Raw genomic sequence first — 24,547 nt, forward strand, 5'->3', positions numbered from 1 at the left:
CCCGCCCCCTACCCGGCCGCCTCCAGGCCGCCCTGCATCAGCGACAGGATGATGTGGTTGTCCCGGTAGATCTGGTTCCGGGCGGCGGGGTGGTCCTCGGGGAAGGACTCCACCCGCGCGCCCTCCAGGGCCGGGGCCAGGTACTTGTAGGTCCAGATCGGGATGCGCGGCAGCAGCTCGTTGAAGACGATCGCCATCGTCTTGAGGGCCTCGGTCTGCTCCTCCTCGGTCCGCGCGGTCTTGGCGACCTCGACCAGCGCCTCCAGGTCCACCTCGCCCCGGCTGGGGCTGTCCACCTTCAGGTCGAAGTCCTGCCCCGGGGTCTCACCGGTGCGGGCGTTCTCCACCAGGAAGTTCATCTGGAAGGCGCCCCAGTACTGAGGGATCTCCGGGCTGCCCCAGTGGCGCACGGCCACCTCGAAGTCACCTGCGGCCCAGATGCCCCAGGGGTTGTCCGCGGGCACGTTGCGCGCGGTCGTCTTGATCCCGAAGGCGTTCCAGGCCTCCTCCACCTGGGTGGCGGTCAGCTCGAAGTCGCCCCAGCCCGCGACGCCGATGATCTCGTAGCCGGCCTCCCGGCCCTCGGCGGTGTGCCAGACCCCGTTCTCCTTGGTCCAGCCCGCCTCCTCCAGCAGTTCGGCGGCCCGGTCCGGATCGTGGTCGTAGGCGGCGAACTCCGCGAGCTCCTCGGGGGTGAAGATCTGCTCGGTCTGGAGGTCGACCAGCCCGGAGTAGTACCGCACACCGCCGTAGGCCTCGCCCCGCGCCACCTGGCCGATCTGGTCGCTGTCGAGCAGGTGTTTGAGCGCCTTGCGCACCCGCAGGTCCTTGAGTTCGGGCTTGGCCGCGTAGTTGAACATCAGCCCGCAGCCGTCGTAGCCGGGGTGCTCGATCCACCGGAACCCCTCGACGGCGCGGAACGCCTGCTGATCCGCGGCGGAGGTGGCCAGGGTCGAGTAGTCGACCTCGCCCTGCTGGATGAGCAGGGAGGCCTGGCGGTTGTCGCCCTTGTGGACGACCACCTCCTCGAAGTTCACCTCCTCGCCCTGGTAGCCGGTGCTCTCGCGCACCAGGGTGATCCGCGCGTCGGACATCTGCGCCCGGTCGAAGGTGTAGGGGCCGCTGGTGACGATCTCCTCGGGGTTGAACTCGATGAACTCGGCGTTGAACTCGGCGTGCTCGTCGTCGCCCTGGCGCACTCCGTCGGCCACCATCGCGATCGCGCGCTCCCCGAAGTCGCCGTAGGTCGACTTGGAGAAGATCCGGTGCTTGACGACCTGGAGCTCGATGCCGGGGAAGGGGTTGTCGAAGCGCGCGCGGACGCTGAGGTCGTCCAGCCGCTCCAGTTCGGTGATCTGCGGGAAGCCCACCGACCAGGCGGGCGCTTCCAAGACCCGGATGGCGTAGTTCTGGTGCAGGTCCTCGGCGGTCAGGTCGGTGCCGTCGCTCCACCTCAGGCCCGGACGCAGGGTGACGATGAGGTCGTCGCCCTCCCAGGCGCTGTTCTCCAGGAGCAGGTAGTCCCACTCGTGGGTCTCCCAGTTGTAGAAGGCGCCTGCGGGCAGGAAGAGGTCGGCGTACACGGAGTTCATCAGCAGCGCGCCGTCCTCCACGGCGACGTTGCGCGTCTGGGCCGCCAGGTCGAAGTCGAAGACGCCCGTGAACTGCGCGGCGCCGCCCTCGGCGTTGTCGCCGCCCGCGCAGGAGGACAGCACTCCGGCGCCGGCGACGCCCGCCGTGCCGAAGCCGATCGTCCGGAGCAGGCGCCTGCGGCTCAGGTCCCGCATCAGGGGGTGGGGGGTGGAAGGGGTCAATGGTGCTTCCTTTCGAGTAGGACGGCGAGCAGACCGAGGGAGAGCACCACCAGGCCGATCACGACGGTGAGGGCGCTGATGACGGACTCGGCTGTGCCGGGGGGTGTGAGGACGAGCATGAGTGCGCTGGTCAGGGCGAGGAAGGCTCCGGCGAGGAGTCCGAAGCGACCGACGACGGCGAGCACCGCCTCACCCCCTGCCGACGACGTGGCAGGCGAGCAGCCGGTCGTGCGCGGGGGCCAGCGGCGGCCGGACGGTGTCGCAGCCGCCCTCCTCGTAGAGGGGGCAGCGCGGGTGGAAGTCGCACCCGGACGGCAGGTCCGTCAGGTCGGGGATCTCGGAGCTGCGCAGCCTGATCCGTTCCCGGCCGTGCGCCAGGTCGGGGTCGGGTTCGCAGACGGCGTCGACGAGCGCCTTGGTGTAGGGGTGGCGGGGGTCGTTGACCACGCGCGGGGTGGGCCCGTGCTCGACGATCCTGCCCAGGTACATGACGGCGATCTCGCCCTCCCAGGCGAAGTACTTGGCCACGGCCAGGTCGTGCGTGATGAACAGGAAGCCCACACCGAGGTCGTCGCGCAGCGCGCCGAGGGTGTTGAGCAGGCTGACCCGGATGGACACGTCGAGCATCGAGGTGGACTCGTCGGCGATGATCACCTCGGGTTCCATCGCCAGGGCGCGGGCCACGGCCACGCGCTGGCGCTGGCCGCCGGACATCTGGTGCGGGTACTTGTCGAGGTACTCCTCTGCCGGAGTGAGGTCGACCCGTCGCAGGAGTTCGGCGGTGGCCCGGCGGGCCCCGTGCCTGTCCTCGACCAGCCCGTGGCGGCGCAGCCCGGCGGAGACGGTCGAGTAGACGGTGCGCACGGGGTTGAGCGAGGCGTAGGGGTCCTGGTGGATGAACTGGACCGAGCGGCGGAAGCGGCTCCGTTCGCGCCGGTCCATTTCCGCGACGTCCCTGCCCCGGAAGAGCACGGAGCCCCGGACGGGGTCGGCCAGGCCCGCGGCCATGCGGGCACTGGTGGTCTTGCCGCAGCCGGACTCCCCCACCAGGCACAGCACCCGTCCGGGGCGCACGTCCAGGTCGACCCCCGCGACGGCGGGCACGTCGCCGCGCGGGGTGGGGAAGACCTGGTGCGCGCCGCGCAGGCTGAGCACCGGCGGGGTCTCCCCGCCCTCGTCGGCGGGTGCGGCGCCGGGCTCGGGCCGCGGGTCCGCTGAGACGGTCCGGTCAGTCACGGGTGGCCCCCTCGGTGGAGAGTTCGTTCGAACGCAGGCAGGCGGCGGCGTGGCTCAGCCCGTCGGGGCGGTGCGTGAGCACGTCGAGCACGGGCCGGGTGGATCCGCACCGCTCGACGGCGTGCTTGCAGCGCGGCGCGAAGGAGCAGCCGGGGGGCAGCGCGGAGAGGCTGGGCGGGCCTCCGGGCAGCGATTCGGGAACTCTGAGGTCGCCGGTGACCGGTGGCACCGAGTTGATCAGGGCCGAGGTGTAGGGGTGCCGGGCGCGGTGGAAGATGTCGCGGGTGGTACCGGTCTCGATCAGCCGTCCCGCGTACATGGTGCCGACGCGGTCGGCGAGTTCGGCGGCCAGACCCAGGTCGTGGGTGATGAAGACCATCGCGAAGCGCAGTTCCTCGCGCAGTTCCGCGAGGCGCTCGACGATGGAGCGCTGGGTGAGGATGTCCAGGGCGGTGGTGGGCTCGTCCAGGATGAGAAGCTGCGGCTCCAGGGCCAGGGCGAGCGCGATGAGGGTGCGCTGACGCATGCCGCCGGAGAGCTCGTGGGGGAAGCTGTCCAGCACCCGGGCGGGGTCGAGCCGGACCATGCGCAGCAGCTCGGCGGAGCGTTCGAGGACCTCGGCGCGCGTGCGGCGGCCCCGGTCGTGGGCGCGGAAGGTGTCGAGGAAGTGGTCGCGCACACGCAGCACGGGGTTGAAGGCGTTCATGGCGCCCTGGAAGACCATGGCCGCCTCGTTCCAGCGGAAGCGGCGCAGGTCCTCGCGGGCGAGGGTGCGCACGTCGACGAGGCGGCCGTCCTTGCGGCGGAAGAGGACCTCGCCCGCGGAGAGGACGCCGGTGCGCGGCAGCAGCCGGAGCAGGCCCAGGCCCAGGGTGGTCTTGCCGCAGCCGGACTCCCCCACCAGGGCCATGGACTGGCCGGGGTGGAGGTCGAAGGAGACGTCGCGTACCGCGGTGACCTGTTTCCTGCGGCCGGTGCGGTAGCCCACGTCCACCCCCCTCACCGACAGCAGGGGGCCCTCGGCGGGCGGCGGGGCGGCGGTGCGGTCGGTCATGGCTCACCTGTCCCGGAGTCGCGGGTTGAGGGCCTGCTCCAGGGACCGGGTCATGGTGACCAGCCCGATCTGGAAGAGCATGATCATCACCATCGGGGCGATGAGGAAGGGCGCCGCCTGGGGCAGCAGGAAGGCGTTGTTGTTCCAGGCCTGCTGGATCATCAGGCCCCAGTTGTCGGCGGTGCTGGGCAGCAGGCCGAGCAGGTACATGCCGACCACGGCGTAGATCGCGTTGGTGATGGCGATGATGAAGTTGATGAAGATGTAGCCCGCCATGTTGGGCAGCACCTCGACGAAGAGGATGCGCGCGGTGCCCAGGTCCTGGAGCCGGGCGGCCTCGACGAACTCGCGTTCCCTGAGGGTGAGCACCTGGGCGCGGATGGAGCGCATGAGGTAGGGCCAGGTGACCAGGCCGATGATGAAGGAGACCACCAGCGGCGAGGAGGTGCGGAAGAACGACGCGATGACCAGCATCAGCACGATGAACGGGATGGTCATCGTGATGTCGGTGAGCTGGAGCAGGAAGTGGTCGATCCGTCCGCGCACGTACCCGGCGACGCCGCCGAGGACGACCGCGACGGCCACGGTGATCACGGCGGCGACGAAGCCGACCCAGATGGGTTCGCGTCCGCCCAGTACGAGCTGGGTGAAGGTGTCCTTGCCCTGGTGGTTGGTGCCGAGCCAGTGCTCGGCGGTGACCGGTCCCCAGATCGCGGTGACGTCCGTGGGGTTGTGGTGGTCGATGAGCAGCGGCCCGACGAAGGAGAAGAGCAGGACGCTCAGGACCAGGCAGAGGCCGACGAACCCGCTGGTGCTGCGGGTGAGGCCCTGCCAGATCGTTCCCCAGAGCCCGGGGGCTGCGGTGGTGGTGACGGCCATTTCCGGTGGGCTCCTACGTTCGGATGCGCGGGTCGAGGCGGCTGTAGAGGAGGTCGGCGACGAGGTTGGCGACCACCACGCAGGACGTGATGATGATGAGCAGCCCCTGTAGGAGCGGGTAGTCGCGGTAGTTGACGGCGTCCAGGAGCAGGCCGCCGACGCCCTTGTAGACCAGGACCTGTTCGACGAAGATCGCCCCGCCGACGAGGGTGCCGAAGGAGATGGCGATCTGGGCGACCAGCGGCAGGACCGCGTTGCGCCCGACGTAGGAGACGGCGATGCGCTGGTCGCGCAGCCCCCGGGCGCGTGCGACGGTCACGTAGTCCTCGCCCAGCACTTCCGAGGTGGAGGCCTTCATGATGAGCATCCAGGTGCCGATGATGGCGAGCACGTAGGTGACGATCGGCAGGGCCGCGTGGTACAGGGCGTCTCCGAGGAACTCCGCGTTGAACCCCGCCTGGACGCCGGGGCTGATCGTGCCGCGCAGGTCGATGGGGTCGAACCACCCCAGGTACATGCCTCCGCCGAAGACCAGGGCCATCGCGATGAGGTAGTTGGGGACGGCGCCCAGGACCGAGGCGAGGACGCTGAGCGCGTGGTCCAGGAAGCGGTTGCGCCAGTAGGCCATCACCATGCCCAGGGCCAAACCGAGGACGACGGCGATGACTGTGCCGACGCCGATGCTGAACAGGGTCCAGGGCAGGTAGGCGCCGATGGCCTCCATGACGCTCTGGCCCGGCCGGTTGATGGTCATGCCCAGGTCGAAGGTGACCAGGCCGACCAGGAAGTCCCACCACTGCTGGTACAGGGGGGCGTCGGGGTCGTAGGCCAGCGAGTTCATGGCGATGACCCGGGCCTCCTCCAACGACATGCCGCCCTGCGTGAGGCGTCCGGCCATCACGTCGATCGGGTCGCCGGGCATGGCGCGGCCGAGGAAGAAGGTCGCGTTGGCGACGACGAACACCACGACGACGGCCTTGCGGACCTTGACGGCGGCGTAGTGGCGCCAGATCCGCGTCAGCGGGGGCGCGGGCGCGACGGTGCGGGCCGCCGCGCCGCTCCCGGCGCGCGGCGGTGGCGGGGAGGCCGCGATTTCTGTGGCCACGGGGCTCCTTCGGGGGGCGCAGGGACTCCGTTTCTATTAGGAAAGTTTCCTAATAGATGGCTCACGGTAACCCGATCCATGTGGTCCAGACCACCTTCGTGACCAAACGGCGTCTTCCGAGCGACACGATCGACATCACAAAACGAACAGAAATCGATAAACCGTCACATATGGTTGCCGCGCCGATTGGCCGAATCCGGCCACATGAGCAGACTCATGACATTTGTGGGTGTTGTCATCACACGGGTGGTTCGTACGGTTACGTCTCCGAAGCACACGATCCCGTTCCCCCGAACGGACCGAGAACGCGGAGGCGACCCCCGTGCGCACAGCACGCGCAACCACACTGGCCTCGACCGTCCTCGTGACGGCCCTGGCCACTTCCCTCGCGGCGGCCTCCCCCGCCGACGACACCGCCCTCTCCGAGTTCCACGACCAGGAACTGGCCTGGGCCCCCTGCACTGAGGAGGTGCTCCAGGGACTGGAGTGCGCCGACGTCGTGGTCCCGCTCGACTACTCCGACCCCGGGGGCGAGCGCGTCACGGTGGCCGTCAGCCGGGCCCGCGCCACCGACCCCGGACAGCGGCGCGGCATCCTGCTGACCAACCCCGGAGGGCCGGGCGGGCACGGGCGGAGCATGCCCCTGCCGTTGGACCCGCAGACGGGTACCGGACTCGTCGGCGGCCTGGGTGTCGCCGAGGTGTACGACGTCATCGGCATGGACCCCCGCGGCACCGGCGGGTCCTCGCCCAGGCTGGACTGCGGCTCGGAACCGCCGCCCGTGTACCCGAGTCCGACGGACGCGGAGATCTCCGAGGCCACCCGGTCGGCGATCCGCTACCAGCGCGCCTGCGAGCAGGCCGAGGGCGACGTCCGCCCGCACATGACCACCGCCAACACCGCCCGCGACATGGACGTCGTCCGGGCCGCTCTGGGCGAGGAGAAGACCAGCTACCTGGGCTACTCCTACGGCACCTACCTGGGCGCGGTCTACGGGAGCCTGTTCCCCGAGCGGCTGGACCGCAGCGTGCTGGACTCGTCGGTGCACCCCGACGGCGTCTGGCGCGACGTCTTCATGATGCAGGCGCCGGCCTACAGTGAGAACATGGACCGCTACACGGCGTGGGTGGCGGGGTACGACGAGGTCTTCGGCTTCGGTTCGACCCGGGAGGAGGTCTACGCGACCTTCGAGGCGACCGCCGAGCGGCTGCGGGAGGAACCGCTCGAGGTCGCGCCCGGCGTGTCCTACGACAACCACCTGTTCCACATGGAGGTGGGCATGTACTCGCGCTTCCAGGACCGGTGGGACGTGGTCTCGGAGGTCCTGGGGTACATCGTGCACGACCAGCCCCTGCCCCAGCCCCTCGCCGCCCAGGCGGGCGCACTGGCCGAGGAGGAGTACGGCACGGCCACCATCGACCTGCAGACGGCGGTGCTGTGCGAGGCCGAGTGGCCCGAGCGGATCAGCACCTACCACGCGGACGCCCGGGAGTACCGGGAGGAGCACCCCTACGGCAGCGGCGCCTACTGGGCGGTTCCCCGACCGTGCACCTTCAACGGCCTCGACCGGCCCGAGCCCCCGGTCGAGCTGGAGCGGGAGGGCTACCCCGAGGCACTGGTCATCGCCGGTGAGTTCGACGCCAACACCGCCTACGAGGGCGGCCCGGCCATGGCCGACCGGCTGGACAGCTCCCTGATCACCGTCGCCGGTGACGGCGGGCACGGCTTCTACCTCCCCGGCGGCCTGGACTGCGTGGCCGAGGCGGTGGACGCCTACCTGGTGGACGGGGCCCGGCCTGAGGACCTCACCTGCCAGGGCCTGCCCCCGGCGCAGGTCGACGGGGAGGTTGAGGTGGAGGCCGAGGACCTCGTGGCGCTGCGCGACCGGACCGGCCCGAGCGGCCTGGGCATCTGACCCCGGAGACGAAAGCGGCCCGGGCCGCCCCCGCGAGGGGCGGCCCGGGCCGTTCTCACGGCGACTGCGGAGGATTATTCATCCCATTATCGGATGAATAGGACTCTCGGGGCTAGGTGCACCGGTGGATCACCCGTCCATAGGGACGATGGGAGGGGGCGGGGTGAGGACAGGGCCCCGCGGCCCCGGTCGCTCAGCGGTTGGCGCCCTCAAGGGTGCCGGTGACCGTCTCACCGATGTTGGCGGTGGTCGCGTAGCAGATGATCTCGCGGTCGTTGGCCTGGTCCCAGCTGTCCTGGGTCGGGGTGAGGTAGTAGGAGTAGATCTCCGAGTCGAGGTAGTCGACGCCGATGAAGTCGGTGAAGTTCTGACCCTTGCAGACATCGTCGGCCTCGGTCTGGACCGCCGAGTCGCCGGGGTACTCGGCACCGGTCAGCTGGTGGGAGTGGAAGAACTCCGAGTCGTGCTCCTGGGAGCAGTCCACCAGCGGGACCTCACTGATTCCGTCGCTGAACAGCGCGGTCTCCATCTCGGACTCGATGAAGCAGTCGCCCACCTCCAGGGAGAACACGTCGACGGTCCCGGGAGAGACGGGTTCGGCGGTCTCCTCGGACGCGGTCGGCGCCGAGGCGTCCGTGGGCTGGGGCGCGACGGTCTCCCCGCCGCCCTGGAGGGCGGGGGGCAGCAGGGGAAGCGAACCGCAGGCCGTCGTGGCCGCCAGGGTGGCGCCGACGGCCAGGGTTCCCAGGACGACACGGCCGAAGAGCGGGCGGTGCGTTGCGGACAACATGGGGAACTCCACTGGATCGTTCGGTACTGATGCCGACACGGGGGACGGAATCGGCGACACATACCCAGATGCCGGGGACGTGGAGAAGGTTTCGCCGCAGGTAGGTATGTGTCGTTTTCTGTTACCTTCCGGGGCGCCGCGTGACGCGAACTGCCGCAGGCAGAAGGGGGATGGGGGAAGGGCCGCTCGGGCGGCCGGGGAGGCGGAGGCGGGTCAGGGCCTGCGCCGTCCGGGGGAAGCTCAGCGGTTGGCGTCCGCGAGGGTGCCGGTGACCATCTCGCCCGAGTTGGAGGTGGTCGCGTAGCAGATGATCTCGCGGTCGTTGAACTGGTCCCAGGTCTCCTGGGTGGGGTAGAGGTGACCGACGTAGATCTCCGACTCGGCGTAGGAGACACCGATGAAGTCGGTGAAGTTCTGACCGGTGCAGATCTCGTCGGCCTCGGCCTGGACCGCCGAGTCGCCGGGGTACTCGGCCTCGGTCATGTCGTAGGAGAAGAAGAACTCCGAGTCGTGCTCCTCCGCGCAGTCCACCAGCGGGATGTTGCTGACTTCGCCGCTGGCGAGCGCGGTGTTCATCTCGGACTCGACGAAGCAGTCGCCGACGTTGAGCTCCATCACGTTGCCGGCACCCATGAAGGACATGAGGGCACCACAGCCGCTGAGAGCGAACACGCTACCCGCGGCGAGTGCCGAGACACCGGCGGTACGCAGGAGGGGGGAGAAATTCGACATGGGGATACTCCGAAAGTTATACATGGGGCTCGCCGTCCAGAAAGAGGCGGCGAGAAGGTAACAATTCACTACCTGGGGGTTTATGTCAATTTCATTTGCGGAAACGACGGAATGGCAGTGGATCGTCACGGTGCGCCTCCACGCCCCCTCCCTCGCCTCACCCCTATGGGATGCCGCAAACGCGAAGCAGGACATCACAGACCTATGACGTTTTCCGAAGCCACGTCCTCGCCCGAGCGACCACGGCGGGCGGCCGCGCGCACACGGGTTCCAGGAGCGGATTGCGGAAAGGACGGCGGAGGGCTTCCGGCAGAGCGCGGGGAGTGAAGACTTCGGGGGAAGCGGGCGAACGGAGTGAGAGCGCGACAGGGCGTTCCCGCGCGGTGTTTCCGCACAGGGCGTCACCACGGGAAAAGCGAGGGCCCCGGCCGTTTCCGGCCGGGGCCCTCGCCTCGGGTGCGTCATCAGGGACTCGAACCCCGGACCCGCTGATTAAGAGTCAGCTGCTCTGACCAACTGAGCTAATGACGCCTGTTGTTCATCGCCCTGCCTTCCGGCCGCGGCGACAGGGACAACTCTACCCGACCGATGGAGTGCCCCGCGCCGCGAACCGCACGATGTGGGGCACCCCACCGGGGCGGCTGCCTCCGCGCCTGTGACGGCGCGCGGGCGACACGAAGGCCCCGGGTGGAAGGCGGTGCCTTCGCCCGGGGCGGCGCGGACACGACGGGACCCGTGCCCGGCCTCAGACGCTCAGTCTGCGCGCCTGCCCGGCCAGCAGTGCCACCGCGAGCAGGACACCGGCCACCGCCGCCACCAGAACTGCGGCCGGCCCCTCCCCGGTCGTGCCCATGAAGTCGGCGGCGGCGATGCCGTTGACGGCCAGGTACCACAGCATCGGGTACAGCACCCGGAAAAGCGTCGGGGTGCGGCCCAGCGTCCCCAGGGCCGAGGCCAGGGCCGGGACGAAGACGGCCCCGGCGCACCAGGCGGCGACGGCGGCGGTGTCACCGGCGGCCGCCAGCCGCACCAGTGGACCGGCTCCGGCGAGCACCGCGAGCAGCACACCGGCCGCCCACCCCGCCACTTGACGGCGGACCGGACCGGGGTAGGCGGCGAGCAGCGCCTCCACACCCGTGCCGACCTGGGAGGTCGAGACACGGGCCCACACCAGCACCGGCCAGATCCAGCAGGCGGGGAGAACGACCGCGCGCACCGCCTCCAGCGGAAGCCACAATCCCGCCGCACCGAGCACCAGCGCGCCGAGCCACCACCACAGCGACACCCCGGCGAACAGGATCCGCAGCTCCGCCCAGACCAGGCCTCGGGGCGCGGGCGGCCGGACGGCGCGTGCGGCGCGAAGACCGGGCCGAGCCCCGGCCCTGACGCGCGGTACGGGCTGTGTGCTGCGTACACGGAACCACGCCGCGGACACCGACACCAGGGCGAGGGCCCCGGCGACGATGAGCAGCCGCTCGGTCAGGAAGGCCCCGTCGAGGGCCAACCCCTCCCAGGGGACCGGGACGAGGGGCTCGTCCACCCTGGTGAACCCGAGACTGAACTCCCCCTCCGCCTCGATCCCGGCCCGCGCCATCCCGGCGTCGAAGGGGTCGGCCAGAGTCTGGACACCGATACCGCCGAACGGTGCCCGGCTGCTCTGGCTGCCCAGCACCACGGCCATCCAGACCGGGATCCAGAGGACGTCGGCGAACCCGCCGCGCAGCCCGGGAACGGTGTCGAACACCAGCGCCACCGCCGCGACGGCGACCACGACGGGGACCGTGACCGCCAGGAAGGGCAGCACCAGCCCCACCGGGTCGACGGCGGTGTCCTCACCGCGCGTCCACCACATCACCAGGGCGACCCCGACCAGTACCGCGACCATGGACAACAGGACCGCGAGGTTGCTGAGGAACTTGCCGGAGAGGTAGCCCAACGACCGCAGCGGTGTGACGGCCAGTACCTCCCCCGCACCGGTGCGCCGGTCGCGGGCGACCGCGCCGCGGACGACGTAGAAACCGCCGAGGGCCAGCCACAGCGCCCCGCCCAGTGCCACCACGGCTCCCACGTAGGCCATGTCGTAGACCCCGCGGTGTCCCCCGGCGTCGACCACGGTCCAGTGGCCGTCGGCCGCGGGCACGGCCAGGTAGGCGAGCGTGGCCGCGCCCAACAGGGTCAGGGCGTAGGAGGGGCGGCGGACCCGTTCCCGGAGGTCGCCGAGTGCGAGCCGGGGGATCATCGCACCGCTCCCACGGCCGCACGGTAGGCGTCCTCCAACTCCGGCGCCACCGGGACGGCGTCGGACGTGGGCCGCTGTTCGGACAGGAGCCGGGCCCGCACGCGTCCGTCGCCGTCTCGCAGGGCGCGGACCACGGTGTGGCGCTGTTCCAGGGAGGCCAGACCCGCGGGGTCCTCGGTGGTCTCCCACACCCTGCCCGCCAACCGTCCCGCCAGGTCGGCCGGGCGGCCGCGGCGGACCAGGCTTCCGCCGACCACCACGGCCACGTCCGTGGCGACCGCCTCCACGTCGGTGACGATGTGGGTGGACAGGACGACCACCCGGTCGGCGGCCAGTTCGCTGAGCAGGGAGTGGAAGCGTGCGCGTTCCTCGGGGTCGAGGCCGACGGTCGGCTCGTCCATGACGATCACGCGCGGGTCGTTGAGCAGGGCCTGGGCGATGCCCACCCGCCGCACCATACCGCCGGAGTAGGTGCCCAGGCGCCGGTCGGCCGCGCCGTCGAGTGCGACGAACTCCAGTAGTTCACCGATGCGGGCGCGGGCCGTGCGTGCGCCCACCCCCTTCGCGGCGGCGAGGTAGGACAGGAACTCGCGTGCGGTCAGGTCGGGGTAGAAGCCGAAGTCCTGCGGCAGGTAGCCGAGGGTCCGCCGCAGGGAGCGCGGCCGCGCGGTCACGTCGGTTCCCTCGAAGAGGACGCGTCCGCTGGTGGGTCGGGCGGCCGTGGCGACGATCCGCATCAGCGTCGACTTGCCCGCGCCGTTGGGGCCGAGGAGGCCGAGCACGCCCGGCCGGAGACTGAGGGTGACACCGTCGACGGCGCGGAGGCCGCCCCGGTAGACCTTGGTGACGTCGGTGAGGTCGAGCACCGGCTCACCGACCGGTCAGGTCGGTCGGCTCGCCGTCGCGCAGCACCCGCACCCCGGTCGGGACCTCCACACGGAACCGGTCCTCGTAGACGCAGACCCCGTTGCAGGAGTTCTCCAGGCGGAGCGTGCCGTCCTCCAGCGACCAGGTCGAGGTGACTCCGGGGTCACCCCAGGTGTCGATCCACCGGGTCACCTCGACGTCGATGCGGTCCGCGGGTACGAGGTCGGTGTGCGTCCCGTCGGCGACCACGTCGAGCACGTCGCCGTCGAAGGGAAAGGTGGTCGTGTCCGGTTCGGCCCGGACGGGGTCGGGCCAGCCGCACCCGGACAGCAGGCTCACCGCCGCGACCGCGGTGAGTACCGCCGCCGGACGTGTCCTCGTCGTCATGATGGTTCGCATGTGACAAGGCAACCGGTTCCACGGGCGCGTATCACTACGCGTGAACGCCGTATCGGGGGTGGGGCTGGCCCTACCCCCGAGCCTCACCCCGGACCCGTCCGCGGGACGGCACGTGGAGGTGCCCGGGGTGAGGGCCGCCACCGATCCGGCCCGGGCCCAGCCGCGCACCGCCGGCCGGGAAGGGACGGCCGGGAAGGGACGGCCGTGTCCGTCCGGACGGACGACGAAGGCCCCGGGCTGAAGGCGGTGCCTTCGACCCGGGGCCGTTGTCTGTGCGCCATCAGGGACTCGAACCCCGGACCCGCTGATTAAGAGTCAGCTGCTCTGACCAACTGAGCTAATGGCGCCTGTCATGCCATGGTACCGGCCCTGCGGACCTCCCCGGCGACGTCGTTAACTCTAGCAGGACCGCAGGAGGGCCGCGAACCGGTCGCGGACCGGCGGGAGCGGCGGTCCTCCCCTCGGTCCCCTGCCCCGGAGTGCCTAGGCGAAGGCCAGGAACAGCGCGACGACCACGGCGATGAGCAGGACCGCGCCGACGACGGCCAGGACGATCGGCATGACCGGGCGGCGCGCGGGCTCCTCGGTGCTCGGGTTCTCGTCGACGAAGCGGCGGAAGTGCTGCGTGGTTCCCGCCGGGTCCATGTTGGGATCGTTGTTCTGTGTCATGGGGTTGACCTTAGCGACTCATGGGAGTGGTGAGGACCCCCGTGGGTATATCTAATCCTTTTCGCTACGCGCTCTTGGCCCTCCCCCGACGCGCACCTGCGGCGACCGCGCTGGGCGACGCGGCGCGTACTCCGCGTCCCCTCGGGGGCGGCTGCTTTCTCACCCGGGTGAAAGCCGAACGTAAGATCCCCGTTCGACACTGGTGCCGGGAGGACGGGGCTCGGCCGGTACTTCCCCGCGGCCGTGCCGTCCCTCCCGGGGCCCGGCACGCAGCACGGCGGCCATCCGGGCCGTGGGCGTGCTCCCGCGTGCCGGGTCCACCCCCTCCAGTCGGCGCACCAGCTCCGCTGCGGACCGGTCCGGGCGGGTGTCGTCGAGCCAGACCGCCGCCATGCGCAGCGCCAGGGGCAGGTGGCCCAGTGCCTGGGCGAGGCGGCGCAGCACCGACTCGGCGCACCGGTCCCGCCCCTCCCTCGGGCGCAGCAGGTCCACCGCCGCGTCCGGGGGTAGCGGCCCCACGGGCAGGGCGCGCAGGCCGTCGCGCACCAGCAGGTCGGTCAGCCAGTAGCGGCTGGTGACGAGCGCCGCGCACCCGGTGCCGCCGGGGAGCAGGGGGCGCACCTGGCGTGCGGAGGCCGCGTTGTCCAGGACCAGCAGGACCCGCCGGTGCGCCAGCAGCGTGCGGACCCGGGCGGCGGCCTCGTCGGCGTCCATGGCCTCGGTGCCGCGGGTGCCGGTGGACAGGGACCGCACCAGGCGGCGCAGCACATCGGCCGGGTCGCGCGGGCTGCCGTCGCCGCCGCGGAGGTCGACGTAGAGCTGCCCGTCGGGGAAGTGCGGCGCGGCCGCGCGGGCCCAGCTCAGGGCGAGGGCGCTGGCCCCCGCGCCCGCGGGGCCGCGCACGAGCGCGCTGCCTGGAGCGGTGCTGGAAGGGTCCACCAGCCGGTCCAGCTCGGCCAGGGCCTCATCGCGCCCCAGCAGCGCGGGGGGCGCGGCGGGCAGTTCGGCCGGTGCGAGGGCGGCCGACACCGGGGCGGGCGCGCGGACCGGGCCTTCGCCGCGGCCGTCGCGTTCCTCCGCCCCCGCCGGGGCGCCCGGCTCGCCGCCGGTCCCTGTGTCCGGTCCGGCGGCCGGACCGGACTCGGAACGGGGTCCGGCGGCCGGACCGGGGCGGGCCCCGGCCGTGGGAGCGGGGGTCCGGGCCCCGGCGCCCTGCTCAACGGAGGCGCGCTGGTGCGGGACGCTGGCGCCCGGGGTGCCGTCGAGGTCGCCGCGCAGGATCCCCTGGAAGGTCTCCTGGAGTTCGCGGCCCGGGTCCGCGCCCAGGTGCTCGGCCAGAGCGTCGCGGGTGCGGGCGTACACACGCAGGGCCTCACTGGGGCGCCCGCAGCGGTAGAGGGCGGTCATCTGGACCCGGATGAGGGGTTCGCGCTCGGGGTGGTCGGTGGCGATGGGGCCGATCTGGTCGGCCACCCGCTCGTGGTCGCCCCGGGCCAGGGCGGCGCCGAACCCCTCCTCGGCGGTCCGCAGGAGTTCCTCGTTCAGGGGCGGGACGTCGCGCTCGTGCAGGACGGGGCTGACGATGTCGGCCAGGACGGGGCCCCGCCACAGGCCCAGTGCGCTGATGAGCAGGTCGGCGCGGCCGGAGGGCCCGACGCCCCCGTCGGCGCGGCGGACCAGGGAGCGAAAGCGCAGCAGGTCGCACTGGTCCTCGGTGAGGTCGACCCGGTAACCGCCGTCGCCTCCCGTGATGAGAGGGGTGCCGCAGTGCTGGTCCAAGACGGCGCGCACACGGGTCACGTGGACCTGGAGGGCGCTGCGCGCGGACGGGGAGGCCGGGCTCCCCCAGACGCGTTCGATGAGGTGCGCGGCGGGTACGGTGCGCCCGGTGTTGAGCAGGAGCGTAGCCAGTAGGGCGCGGCGCTTGTCCCCGCGCAGGCGCAGCGGAGCCCCGTCCATCTCGACGCCGAACTGCCCGAGCAGCCCGACGCGCAGCCCGTCGGCGGTGTGCGCTGACGCGCCCTGCCGGGCCTGCCCGGCCGTGTCGTGCCACCGCCTCGCCGGGTCGCTCAGCGACACAGCACCCTCCCCCTCGCGGAGCGCGCGTGCGAGCGGGTGAACCCCGGCGCCCCCTGGTTCCAGATTGCCGTCTGAACTGGGATATCGCAATCACGCACCCCCCACTTGCCGCCGCGGCCGTCCCTTGGAATCCTGGATTCTCCCGCTTTTTCCACTCTCTTCGTTGACTCTTCACCACGACCGAAAGAAACTTTCCTCCATGGCGGAAATTCCGAAGCCCGCGGGCGGACGGGCGGAGACCGGACACGTCTCCGCGCCTCCCGTCCCCACGACGGTCCTGCGCATCCGGTCGCTCCTGCCCTCTCTCGCTCCCGCGGAGCGGCGGGTCGCGCAGCACGTCGTCGACGACCCCGAGCGGGCCGCCGCCTCCTCCATCACCCAGCTCGCCAAGGACTGCGCCACGTCCGAGGCCACCGTGATCCGGTTCTGCCGCACCATCGACTTCAGCGGTTACCGGGAACTGCGCCTCGCCCTGGCGACCGAGGCGGGTCAGGCGCGTGGCGCCCGCGGGGCGGCCCCGGAGCTGTCCAGCGACATCAATCCCGACGACACCCTCGTCACGGTGGTGCAGAAGATCGCCTACACCGACGCGCGCGCGGTGGAGGAGACCGGCGCGGCCCTGGACGTGGAGGTGCTGCGCACGGTCATCGACACGATGGCGGGCGCGCGGCGCGTCGACGTGTACGGGGTGGGCGCGAGTGCGTTCGTCGGCGCCGACCTCCAGCAGAAGCTGCACCGGATCGGGCTCACCTCGTTCGCGTGGTCGGACGCGCACGTGATGCTCACCAGCGCGGCTCTGCTGGACGAGCGCGACGTGGCGATCGGCATCTCCCACAGCGGGGCGACCATAGACACGGTGCAGGCGCTCACGGAGGCGGGGCGGCGGGGCGCCCGGACCGTCGCCGTCACCAACTTCCCCCGCTCCCCGATCGGGTTCGCCGACCACGTGCTGACCACCGCGGCCCGCGAGACCACGTTCCGGTCGGGGGCCACCGCGAGCAGGCTCGCGCAGCTGACCGTGGTGGACTGCCTGTTCGTGGGTCTGGCGCAGAGCCGCTACACCGACAGCCGCACCGCGCTGGAGACGACCTTCGAGGCGGTGCGCGGGCTGCGGATCAACGACGACCGCAGGCGCCGCGGGGGCGAGGCCCCCGGCGGCGGGAGCACGGACGGCAACGACGGCTGACCGTACGCGTCCCGCGCCCGCCGCCCGGCTCCGACCGGCGGCGGAGGCGGGACGGTCGAACGATGGAAAGGAACGGCACCGGTGCGGACCGAACAGGAGAGCGCTGTGCACGACGACGGGCGCGGAACCCGGCCGGAAGGCGGGGACGCCCCTCGGGAGGCCGGCGCCCCGCTGCCCTCCGAGGGGAACGGGGGCGGTGCGGCCGTGATCGTGCGCGCGCCGACGGAGGCCCGCAACTCCGGTACCCACGACATCGACCTGCTCCCGGCGCTGGACGTGCTGCGGCAGATCAACGCCGAGGACTTCACGGTCCCCGGCGCGGTGGGCGCGGTCCTGCCGGAACTGGCGCGGGCCGTGGAGCTGGGGGTGGCCGCCCTGGAGAGCGGGGCGGCCATCCACTACTTCGGCGCGGGCACCTCGGGGCGGATCGCGGCCCAGGACGCGGCCGAACTGCCGCCGACCTACGGCGTGCCCGCCTCGTGGGTGGTGGCCCACCACGCGGGCGGCGGGGAGGCCCTGGCGCGGGCCGTGGAGGGGATCGAGGACGACTGGGAGTCGGGCCGTGCCGACGCCGCCGCGATCGCGCCGGGGTCGCTGGCCGTGGGCCTGGCCGCCAGCGGGCGCACCCCGTACGTGGGCGGGGCGCTGGAGGCGGCCCGGGAGCGCTCGGCCGCGACGGTGCTGATCAGCGCGAACCCGCAGGCGCCGCTGGCGAGGGAGGCGGACGTGCACGTGGGCATGGCCACCGGCGCGGAGGTGATCGCCGGATCCACCCGGATGAAGGCGGGCACGGCGCAGAAGCTGGCGCTGAACGCGTTCTCCACCGCGGTGATGGTGCGGATGGGGCGGACGTACTCCAACCTGATGGTGGGGGTGGACGCCACCAACGGCAAGCTGCGCGGCCGGGTGGTGACCATCCTGACGCAGGCCACCGGGCTGGACGAGCGGGTGTGCGCGCGGGCGCTGAACGCGGCGGAGGGCGACACGCGCGTCGCGCTGGTGTCGCTGCTGGCCGACGTGGACGCGGACACGGCGGCCCGGGCCCTGGGTGAGGCGCGGGGCCGGGTCCGCCCCGCGCTGGCCGGGCTGGGCATGCCGGGCCGGGCCTCCCCGGAGTAGGCGGCGGGGCGGGCGGGACGGCCGTCGTCCCGCCCGGGCCGGGGCCCGCGCGGGTCAGGTCCCGCCCAGGCTCTTCCACAGGCCGAAAGTCCCCGTGGTCCGGGGCCGGGCGGGCGGCGTAGGCTCGGTTCCGGGGGCGCCGCGCGCCGCTGTCGGAGGGGGCTGCTCCCCCCGTATCCGAGTCTCCCGCGCCAGCGCCCGCCCCGCCGGTCCCGGTCCGCGGCTGTGGACGGCCGCCGCCCGGCTCAGCCTCGTTCGACGGCGGTGCCGATCAGACCGATCGGCGGGGAGCCCAGGTCCAGCAGGGCCCGGTGGAAGCGCTCCAGGGTGAACCCGTCGCCCCAGCGCTCGCGCGCCCGCTCCCTCAGCCGCAGGATCTCCAGCTTGCCCCAGGTGTAGCGGCCGTAGGTGGGGTCGAAGGTGGCGCGGCGGGCCTCGGCCAGGGCCGCGGGCCCCTGGAGCGGCGTGTCCTGGGCGAAGCGGGCGGCCGCCTCCTGCACGGACATGGTGCCGCTGTGCATGCCGATCGCCACGGACAGGCGGGTGACGCGGATGAGCGCCTCCACCCACACCCCGGTCTCGTAGTGGTCGGCGGTCCAGGCGGGGTCGCCGAGGCGTTCGGCGGCGTAGGCGCCGAAGCCCTCGTCCAGGCACACCTCCTCCACGTAGTGCGCCCAGCCCTCGGCGAAGGTCATCGAGTGCAGGGCGCGGCGCACCGGCCCGGGCGCCTGACGCAGCGCACGGCCGTGGGAGAAGTGGCCGGGAGCCACCTCGTGCACGCTGACGGCTGGCAGGGTGGTGTGGCTGAACATCTCCAGCCACTCGTCGGCCTCCTCCGCGCTCCAGGAGGCGTCGGGCGGGGTGATGAAGTAGAAGGAGGGCGTGTCGGCCTCCCACGGGCCCGACCACGCCATCATCGCGGTGGCCCAGCGCTGGGAGGGCGGGGAGACGTCCACGCGGCACTCGCCGTCGTCGTAGGGCGCCAGGCCGCGTTCGGCGGTGAACGCCAGGGCCAGCTCCGTCCAGCGGCGGGCGGCGTCCAGCACTCCGTCGGTGTCGGGGTGCTGCCGGGTGAGCTCGCGGACGAACTCCATCGTGTCGCGGCCGGGGGCGAGGCGCCCCACGGCCTCGGCCAGGCGGCCGCGCAGGCGGTCGCGTTCGGCGTCGGCGCGGGCGGCCAGGTCCGCGAGGTCGACCTCGACGGCCTCGCCGCTGCCCATGAGGCGGGCGAGCGGCCCGGCGCCCAGCCCGGCGCTGCGGGGGCCCTCCCGCACCGCCTTCTCGACGTGGGCGAGCAGACGCGCGTGCGCGGCCAGGGCCGCGTCGCGCACCTCGGCGGGCACGTCGTCGGGGAGGCCGTCGGCCACCCCCCGGACGGCGCCGAGGAGGGACTCCGCGAGGGGGGCGGGCAGGCGGTCCAGGGCCGCGATCGCGTTGTCGACCACGCGCGGCCACTCGGCCAGGTGGGCGATGCGGGCGGCGTCGCGCTCGGCCCGGGGCGCGTACGCGCGGTCGTAGCCCGACAGGTCGAGTTCGTTGACGTGGTAGAGGGGGTTGGCTCGGTGCAGTTGGAGTTCGCCGAGCTCGTAGCGCAGGGCGTTCTCGAAGGCGGCCAGGTGGGCCTCGTCGTGCGGGTCGTCGAGGGGTTCGCCGCCGAGCCCGGCCAGGGCCTTTCGGACCCCTTCGGGCGACAGGTCGGCGACCTTGCCGTCGTACTCGTGCATGCCGGAGCCTTCACGCATGTTCATCGGCCTGAGGTCGGCCAGGCGCCGGAGCCGCGCGGGCAGGTCTTCGTGCTGTGGCTGGAAGGACATGCGGCGACTCTAGCCCCGGAGAGGGCCGTGCGGACAGACGGTTCGCGGGCCCGGACCGGACCGGCCGGGTCCGCCGCGCCGTACCGGAACCTGCGCCGCGCCGGAACTCCGGAGCGGCGCCGGGCGTCTTCCCAAGCGTGACGATCCCAGATCCCGCCACACCCCAGAGTCCCCCGCCCGACGACGACACCGGTGCCCTAAGCGAGCGGGCCTCCACCGCTTCCGGCGGCTCCGGTGCCGACACCGCCGACGACGGCACCGGCTCCGGGAACGCCGGGGCCTCCACCGGCCGCGGCGGACGCCGCGCACGCCGGACGTGGCTGGGACGCCTCGCCGTGCTGGCCGTGTTAGCGATGGTGGCGGGCTGCGTACCGTTCCTGTGGGTACTCTCCTCCACCTCCGACCACCGCCACACCGCCGGCGCCGTGCCGGAACGCGCGGTGGCGCTGGTGCTGGGCGCCGGTGTGCGCCCCGACGGGCGGCCCAGCCTGCTGCTGGCCCGACGTCTGGACGCCGCCGCCGACCTCTACTTCGCCGGGAGGGTCGACGTCGTCCTGGTGACCGGCGACAACAGCGTCGAGCACTACAACGAGACCGACACCATGCGCGCCTACCTGGTGGACGCCGGTGTCCCGGGAGAGCACGTCGTGGGCGACTACGCCGGGTTCTCCACCTGGGACTCGTGCGTACGGGCCCACGAGGTGTTCGGGGTGCGGGAGGCCACCGTGGTCACCCAGGACTTCCACCTGCCCCGCGCCGTGCGGCTGTGCCGTTCGGCGGGAATCGACGCGGTGGGCGTGGCCGACTCCAGCCTGGAGGAGCGCACCTTCGCCACCGTGTACGGATGGTTCCGGGAGGTCCCGGCGGCGGTGGCGGCGCTGGGCTCGGTGGTGCTGCGACCCGACCCGACGTTCCTGGGCGACTACGAGAGCGGAGTGGACGAGGCGCTGGCGCTGGAGCGCGAACCGGGGGCGGCGGGCGGCTGAGACCGCCCGGCCCCGGAGCCGTACACGTCGGTCCGGGGCCGCGGCGGGCGATCGCGACCGGTCGGTCCACCGGCGCCGGGGACAGTTCCGGTGGACCGGACGCGCCCTACCGTCCTCCGCCGAAGAGGCGTCCCAGCAGCCCGCCGGGTTGGGGGGCGGCGGGCTGCTGCGGCTGCGGGGCCGCGGCCCGCTCCGGCTCCGGTTCGGGCTCCACACCCACGAGCGCGCAGAAGTCCTCGGCGTTGTCCGGCAGCGCCCAGGCGCTCAGGGTCCGCGTGAACTCCTCGTCCTCCCAGGCGGAGGCGGGCAGCTCGGCGATCGTCCAGAGGACCTTGAGGGTCTCCTCGTCGTAGTCGGCCTCGGCGTGCTCCTCTGCGGTGTGGCCCTTGCCGCGGGGGCCGAGCACCAGTTCCAGGCCGACGCCCGTCACGAGGGCGCGCGAGTCCTCCTCGCCCTTGATCAGGCCGGGCAGGATGTCCAGGCGCAGTCGGCGGGCGCGGTCGCCCGCGCGGCCCAGCGCCAGGAAGCCCAGGACCTGCGGGGAGTGCCCGCCGCAGTGCGGCCAGGACTCGTTGAACAGGCCCTGGTAGCCCATGGAGGTGCCGCCGCCGCGGCCGACGCGGCGCAGCGCCTCGCGCGGGGTGTTCTCGCCGTGGATGAGCAGCATCGCCACCGAGGCGGCGAAGGAGTTGTACAGGTTCCCGCCCGCCATCTGGTGGGTGAGGCCGACCGAGAGGTCGATGTCGGTCGGGCTGGCCAGCAGGCCGAGGGCGAACAGTTCCGCGGGGAGCGGGTCGCCGCCGCTGTCCAGCGCGTTCATCACGTCGCGCAGGCTCGTGGGCGCCTGCGGGGAGGGGCGCAGGTCCTTGGCGAGCAGGACCTGGGAGGCTCCGGTGACCTCGGCGGTGATGCGCTCGGCGTCGTCGGGCAGGAAGGCCAGGAGGTAGCTCACCCACTCCCCCGCGCGGTCCATTCCGCCGCGGTTGGCGCCGCCGTGGAGCAGGGAGACAAGGTCGGGGACGCGGGCGCGGACGGCCTCGTAGGTGTCCAGCTCGGCCTGGAGGATCGCGGCGCCGCCGGGCTGCTCCATCACGGCGAGCCGGTTGCGCATGCGGTGGTGGTGCTGCTCGTCCGGGGCCTCCTCGGCCCAGTCGCGGTACTGCTGGCGGACCTTCTCGGCGTCGTTGGAGGACGCCCAGGCCACCTCGTCGCGCCACTGGTCCAGGTCGCGGGCCTCGGGGAAGCGGTCCTCGGCGTGCCCGGCCACCAGCTCCAGGAGCAGGCTCAGGGGACGCCAGCGGTCGGTGGCCGGGGTGGACTCGGCGCAGGCGAGGTCGACCAGGAAGTCGACCGCCCTGGGTGCGGCGAGGTGTCCGGGCGCGGGGAAGTGGATGATGTCGTGGAGTTCGGAGAGCGCGCTGTCGCTCCCGGCGAGCTGGCCGAGGAGCTCGGGGATGCGGGCGCCGCCCTCGGGGGCCAGGGCCGCCCAGTCCACGTTCTCCGCGCCGTCGTGTGGGTCGGTGGTCGCGTTCATGGTGCCGATTATCCCGCCTGAGCCGGTACGCGCGAATCCACCCGTGGACGAGCCGGGCGGTGCGGCCGCGCCGAAGCCCGAGGCCGGGGGCGGGCAGCGCGAAGCGGAGGGGAGCGGTCCCTGTCACCACGCCGGGTCCGCGCCGCGTGGCGGCGCCGGAGGCGGTTCGCGCCCCCGGGCACCCGGGCGGCGCGACGTTCAGCGCCTCGGGCCGGGTCCCGCTAGAGCTCGCTCCGGGCGGGCGCCGGGCGCAGCACGGCGTCGCGCAGGGCCTTGACCGCGGCGGCGACCTCACGGGCGTAGCCGATCACGGTGGAGCGGCGGCGGGCGCCCATGCTGGAGTCGCCCACCCCGACGGCGTCGATGCCCGCGGCCCGGGCGAGGGCGACCGTGCGGGGCAGGTGGAAGGACTGGGTGACCATGGTCGCCTCACTGACCCCGAACAGGTCGCGCACCCGCACGCAGGTGTCCCAGGTGCGGTAACCGTGGCGGTCGGCGTCGATCCGGTCGGCGGGCACGCCCTGCGCGACCAGGTACGCGGTCATGGTGTCGGTCTCGCGGCGCGACACCTCGCGGTTGTCCCCGGAGACGATGATCCGCTCGACCCGGCCGTTCTCGTACAGGCGCACGGCCAGGTCCAAGCGGCGGGCGAGCAGCGGCGAGGGCCCGTCGTTCCAGGCGGCGGCCCCCAGGACCACGGCCACGGGCCGGTGCGGGACGGTGTCGACCTCTCCGCGGCGCCCGGCGCTGCCCAGGAGGGTCCAGGCGTAGGGGCCCAGTGCCAGGGCGCACGCGCCCGCTCCGACCGCCGCGATCCACAAGCCCACCCTGCCGCCCTCTCCGGTCGTCCGGCGCGCGTCCGCCACCCGTCCGCGCGGTGCCGCGGCCCGCCCGAGCGCTCCCGGGGCGGTTGCCGCCTCCGCCCCGCGCGTGCGCGGGGCGCGTGTCGCACCCATCATGGCGCACCGGCGGAGCGCGCGTACCCGGACGAAGGAGTACGGACCCGCGCGAGAAGCGGGAAACCGGGACGTGTCGCAACGTCCGCGCCGGTCCCGCCTCCCCTGGGAGGCCCGGAACCGGCTCCGCGCGCAACCGCCCCCTGCCGGAGCCCGGGCTCCCGCTCGCGGAGGCCCACCGAGGCCGCCCGGGAACCCGGCCTCAGCTCCCCAGACCCGCCAGAGCGCCCCAGGAGAAGGGGCGCTTGTACCGGATCGTCAGGGAGCCGCCCTGGCAGGAACCGGTGATGGCGAAGTGCGGTGCGGACACGCGGCGGAGGGAGTCGACGCCGTTGCGCAGCGTGCCGAACCAGGAGGCGTCCGCCTCCACGTCGGCGGTGGCGCCCTCGGGCAGGATCACGTCGCCCGAACCCCAGGAGGCGTCGACGTGGACCTCGACGACGGACGTGGTCAGGGAGGCCTCGCGGAAGTCGAGCCGGGTGGAGCCGTACTTGTTGTACACCTCGACGCGGTACGGCACCTCCCACACGCCCTTGCGGACGACGGGGCCGCCCTGGGAGCGGACGACGAGGGCGTCGCCTCCGTGGCGGCGCTCCGGGAGAAGGCCCTCCACCGGCCGCGCGACGGTGCCCGTCGGCAGGTCGGCGGTGACCGGTTCGAGGTCGGCGTAGGTCTTGGCCGCGTAGACGGCGTTGAGCCGTTCGTCGAGTTCGTCGAGCGTGATGCGCCCCTGCGCCGCCGCCTCACGCAGGACCTCCGCCGCCTGGTCCCTCTCCGCGTCGGAGACGCGCATCCGACTCATGTCATTGGAGGCCAATGTCGCTCGCCCGGTCCTTTCCCGCTCCTTTTGTCACCACCACGGTAGAGCATGGGCGGAAAGGAGCGCGGTGCGGAACCGGCGCCGCCGCGGTCCGGCCGCTCCGGCGGGCGGGAGCGGCCTCGGGGCCCCTGTCCGGCGCCCGCGTCCCCTCCCACCGCAGGTTGGCGGCCCGGCGCGCTTTGGGGAGGTCGGGGACTGGGTACCGCTTCTCTAGGGTGGTTGAGGACTCTGCCGGGGTAGGACGGACCCCGGCAGAGTCCTGAACCACACGTGGTTCCCGCCTCCCCCCGGTACACGGTCTCGCGCCGGCGCGCGTCTGCACAGCGCGTGTCCGCAACCGGCCACACCGTGAAC

21 protein-coding genes and 2 tRNA genes are annotated in these 24,547 nt (G+C 72.8%); 4 read left to right on the forward strand and 19 right to left on the reverse strand.

Translation table 11 applies throughout. From position 1 onward, the window contains the following. Nucleotides 1–8 precede the first annotated feature (8 nt). Genes ABD54_RS15245 through ABD54_RS15270 form a run of 6 tightly spaced genes read right to left on the reverse strand, consistent with a single transcriptional unit; the run spans nucleotide 9 to nucleotide 6,088 of the window. Nucleotides 9–1,787 carry an ABC transporter substrate-binding protein gene (locus ABD54_RS15245; protein WP_394324544.1) on the reverse strand — a complete coding sequence of 593 codons (1,779 nt, stop codon included), beginning with the start codon at nucleotides 1,785–1,787 and terminating at the stop codon, nucleotides 9–11. A gap of 23 nt (nucleotides 1,788–1,810) precedes the next feature. Then, nucleotides 1,811–1,999 (reverse strand): hypothetical protein, encoded by a 189-nt coding sequence (locus ABD54_RS15250; protein ID WP_047870148.1) that lies wholly within the window; start codon nucleotides 1,997–1,999, stop codon nucleotides 1,811–1,813. 4 nt (nucleotides 2,000–2,003) lie between these two features. After that, on the reverse strand, nucleotides 2,004–3,050 hold the full coding sequence (locus tag ABD54_RS15255) for an ABC transporter ATP-binding protein (RefSeq protein ID WP_082166831.1): 1,047 nt from the start codon (nucleotides 3,048–3,050) through the stop codon (nucleotides 2,004–2,006). Beyond that, nucleotides 3,043–4,104 (reverse strand): ABC transporter ATP-binding protein, encoded by a 1,062-nt coding sequence (locus ABD54_RS15260; RefSeq protein ID WP_047870149.1) that lies wholly within the window; start codon nucleotides 4,102–4,104, stop codon nucleotides 3,043–3,045. The genes ABD54_RS15255 and ABD54_RS15260 overlap by 8 nt, the downstream gene beginning before the upstream one ends. A 3-nt stretch (nucleotides 4,105–4,107) precedes the next feature. Continuing rightward, a complete protein-coding gene (locus ABD54_RS15265; RefSeq protein WP_047870150.1) occupies nucleotides 4,108–4,983 on the reverse strand; it encodes an ABC transporter permease in 876 nt (291 codons plus the stop codon). Between the two features lie 13 nt (nucleotides 4,984–4,996). Continuing rightward, a complete protein-coding gene (locus ABD54_RS15270; RefSeq protein WP_047870151.1) occupies nucleotides 4,997–6,088 on the reverse strand; it encodes an ABC transporter permease in 1,092 nt (363 codons plus the stop codon). Nucleotides 6,089–6,410: 322 nt separating this feature from the next. Here ABD54_RS15270 and ABD54_RS15275 point away from each other — a divergent pair, with 322 nt between their 5' ends. After that, on the forward strand, nucleotides 6,411–8,003 hold the full coding sequence (locus tag ABD54_RS15275; protein WP_047870152.1) for an alpha/beta fold hydrolase: 1,593 nt from the start codon (nucleotides 6,411–6,413) through the stop codon (nucleotides 8,001–8,003). A 193-nt stretch (nucleotides 8,004–8,196) separates the two neighbouring features. On the opposite strand, the gene ABD54_RS15280 is transcribed toward ABD54_RS15275, so the two are convergent. The 9 genes from ABD54_RS15280 to ABD54_RS15320 form a co-directional block, all read right to left on the reverse strand. Beyond that, entirely contained in the window at nucleotides 8,197–8,793 is a 597-nt protein-coding gene (locus ABD54_RS15280) for a septum formation family protein (protein WP_047870167.1), read from the reverse strand. A gap of 240 nt (nucleotides 8,794–9,033) precedes the next feature. Then, a complete protein-coding gene (locus ABD54_RS15285; RefSeq protein WP_047870153.1) occupies nucleotides 9,034–9,525 on the reverse strand; it encodes a septum formation family protein in 492 nt (163 codons plus the stop codon). A gap of 457 nt (nucleotides 9,526–9,982) precedes the next feature. After that, a tRNA-Lys gene (locus ABD54_RS15290) sits at nucleotides 9,983–10,056 on the reverse strand. A 214-nt stretch (nucleotides 10,057–10,270) separates the two neighbouring features. Then, entirely contained in the window at nucleotides 10,271–11,764 is a 1,494-nt protein-coding gene (locus tag ABD54_RS27930) for a hypothetical protein (RefSeq protein WP_047870154.1), read from the reverse strand. Then, nucleotides 11,761–12,630: an ATP-binding cassette domain-containing protein gene (locus tag ABD54_RS15300; protein ID WP_047870155.1), complete on the reverse strand. Its 870-nt coding sequence runs from the start codon at nucleotides 12,628–12,630 to the stop codon at nucleotides 11,761–11,763. The genes ABD54_RS27930 and ABD54_RS15300 overlap by 4 nt, the downstream gene beginning before the upstream one ends. Nucleotides 12,631–12,634: 4 nt before the next feature. After that, entirely contained in the window at nucleotides 12,635–13,018 is a 384-nt protein-coding gene (locus ABD54_RS15305; RefSeq protein ID WP_235432074.1) for a hypothetical protein, read from the reverse strand. A 285-nt stretch (nucleotides 13,019–13,303) separates the two neighbouring features. Continuing rightward, nucleotides 13,304–13,377, reverse strand: a tRNA-Lys gene (locus ABD54_RS15310). A gap of 136 nt (nucleotides 13,378–13,513) precedes the next feature. Then, nucleotides 13,514–13,699 (reverse strand): hypothetical protein, encoded by a 186-nt coding sequence (locus ABD54_RS15315; RefSeq protein ID WP_047870157.1) that lies wholly within the window; start codon nucleotides 13,697–13,699, stop codon nucleotides 13,514–13,516. 159 nt (nucleotides 13,700–13,858) lie between these two features. Then, nucleotides 13,859–15,778: an AfsR/SARP family transcriptional regulator gene (locus tag ABD54_RS15320; protein ID WP_047870158.1), complete on the reverse strand. Its 1,920-nt coding sequence runs from the start codon at nucleotides 15,776–15,778 to the stop codon at nucleotides 13,859–13,861. A 199-nt stretch (nucleotides 15,779–15,977) separates the two neighbouring features. On the opposite strand from ABD54_RS15320, the gene ABD54_RS15325 reads away from it, so the two are divergent. Next, nucleotides 15,978–16,964 (forward strand): MurR/RpiR family transcriptional regulator, encoded by a 987-nt coding sequence (locus ABD54_RS15325; protein WP_047870159.1) that lies wholly within the window; start codon nucleotides 15,978–15,980, stop codon nucleotides 16,962–16,964. An 81-nt stretch (nucleotides 16,965–17,045) separates the two neighbouring features. Beyond that, complete coding sequence (locus ABD54_RS15330; RefSeq protein ID WP_047870160.1) at nucleotides 17,046–18,083, forward strand: N-acetylmuramic acid 6-phosphate etherase; 1,038 nt, start codon at nucleotides 17,046–17,048, stop codon at nucleotides 18,081–18,083. A 245-nt stretch (nucleotides 18,084–18,328) separates the two neighbouring features. Here ABD54_RS15330 and ABD54_RS15335 read toward each other — a convergent pair whose 3' ends face one another. Next, on the reverse strand, nucleotides 18,329–19,897 hold the full coding sequence (locus ABD54_RS15335) for a DUF885 family protein (RefSeq protein ID WP_047870161.1): 1,569 nt from the start codon (nucleotides 19,895–19,897) through the stop codon (nucleotides 18,329–18,331). Between the two features lie 137 nt (nucleotides 19,898–20,034). Between ABD54_RS15335 and ABD54_RS15340 the strand changes: the two genes are divergently transcribed. Then, nucleotides 20,035–20,883 (forward strand): vancomycin high temperature exclusion protein, encoded by an 849-nt coding sequence (locus ABD54_RS15340; protein ID WP_047870162.1) that lies wholly within the window; start codon nucleotides 20,035–20,037, stop codon nucleotides 20,881–20,883. A 106-nt stretch (nucleotides 20,884–20,989) separates the two neighbouring features. On the opposite strand, the gene ABD54_RS15345 is transcribed toward ABD54_RS15340, so the two are convergent. The 3 genes from ABD54_RS15345 to ABD54_RS15355 form a co-directional block, all read right to left on the reverse strand. Further along, the gene (locus ABD54_RS15345; protein WP_047870163.1) at nucleotides 20,990–22,417 is read right to left on the reverse strand and encodes a hypothetical protein; all 1,428 of its coding nucleotides are present in this window, start codon (nucleotides 22,415–22,417) and stop codon (nucleotides 20,990–20,992) included. 221 nt (nucleotides 22,418–22,638) lie between these two features. After that, nucleotides 22,639–23,244, reverse strand: coding sequence for a vancomycin high temperature exclusion protein (locus tag ABD54_RS15350; RefSeq protein ID WP_047870164.1), 606 nt, complete (start codon nucleotides 23,242–23,244; stop codon nucleotides 22,639–22,641). A 331-nt stretch (nucleotides 23,245–23,575) separates the two neighbouring features. Beyond that, the gene (locus tag ABD54_RS15355; protein ID WP_200904117.1) at nucleotides 23,576–24,166 is read right to left on the reverse strand and encodes a DUF1707 domain-containing protein; all 591 of its coding nucleotides are present in this window, start codon (nucleotides 24,164–24,166) and stop codon (nucleotides 23,576–23,578) included. Nucleotides 24,167–24,547 lie beyond the last annotated feature (381 nt).

This window comes from Nocardiopsis sp. RV163, from assembly GCF_001029525.1.
GTDB lineage: Bacteria > Actinomycetota > Actinomycetes > Streptosporangiales > Streptosporangiaceae > Nocardiopsis > Nocardiopsis dassonvillei.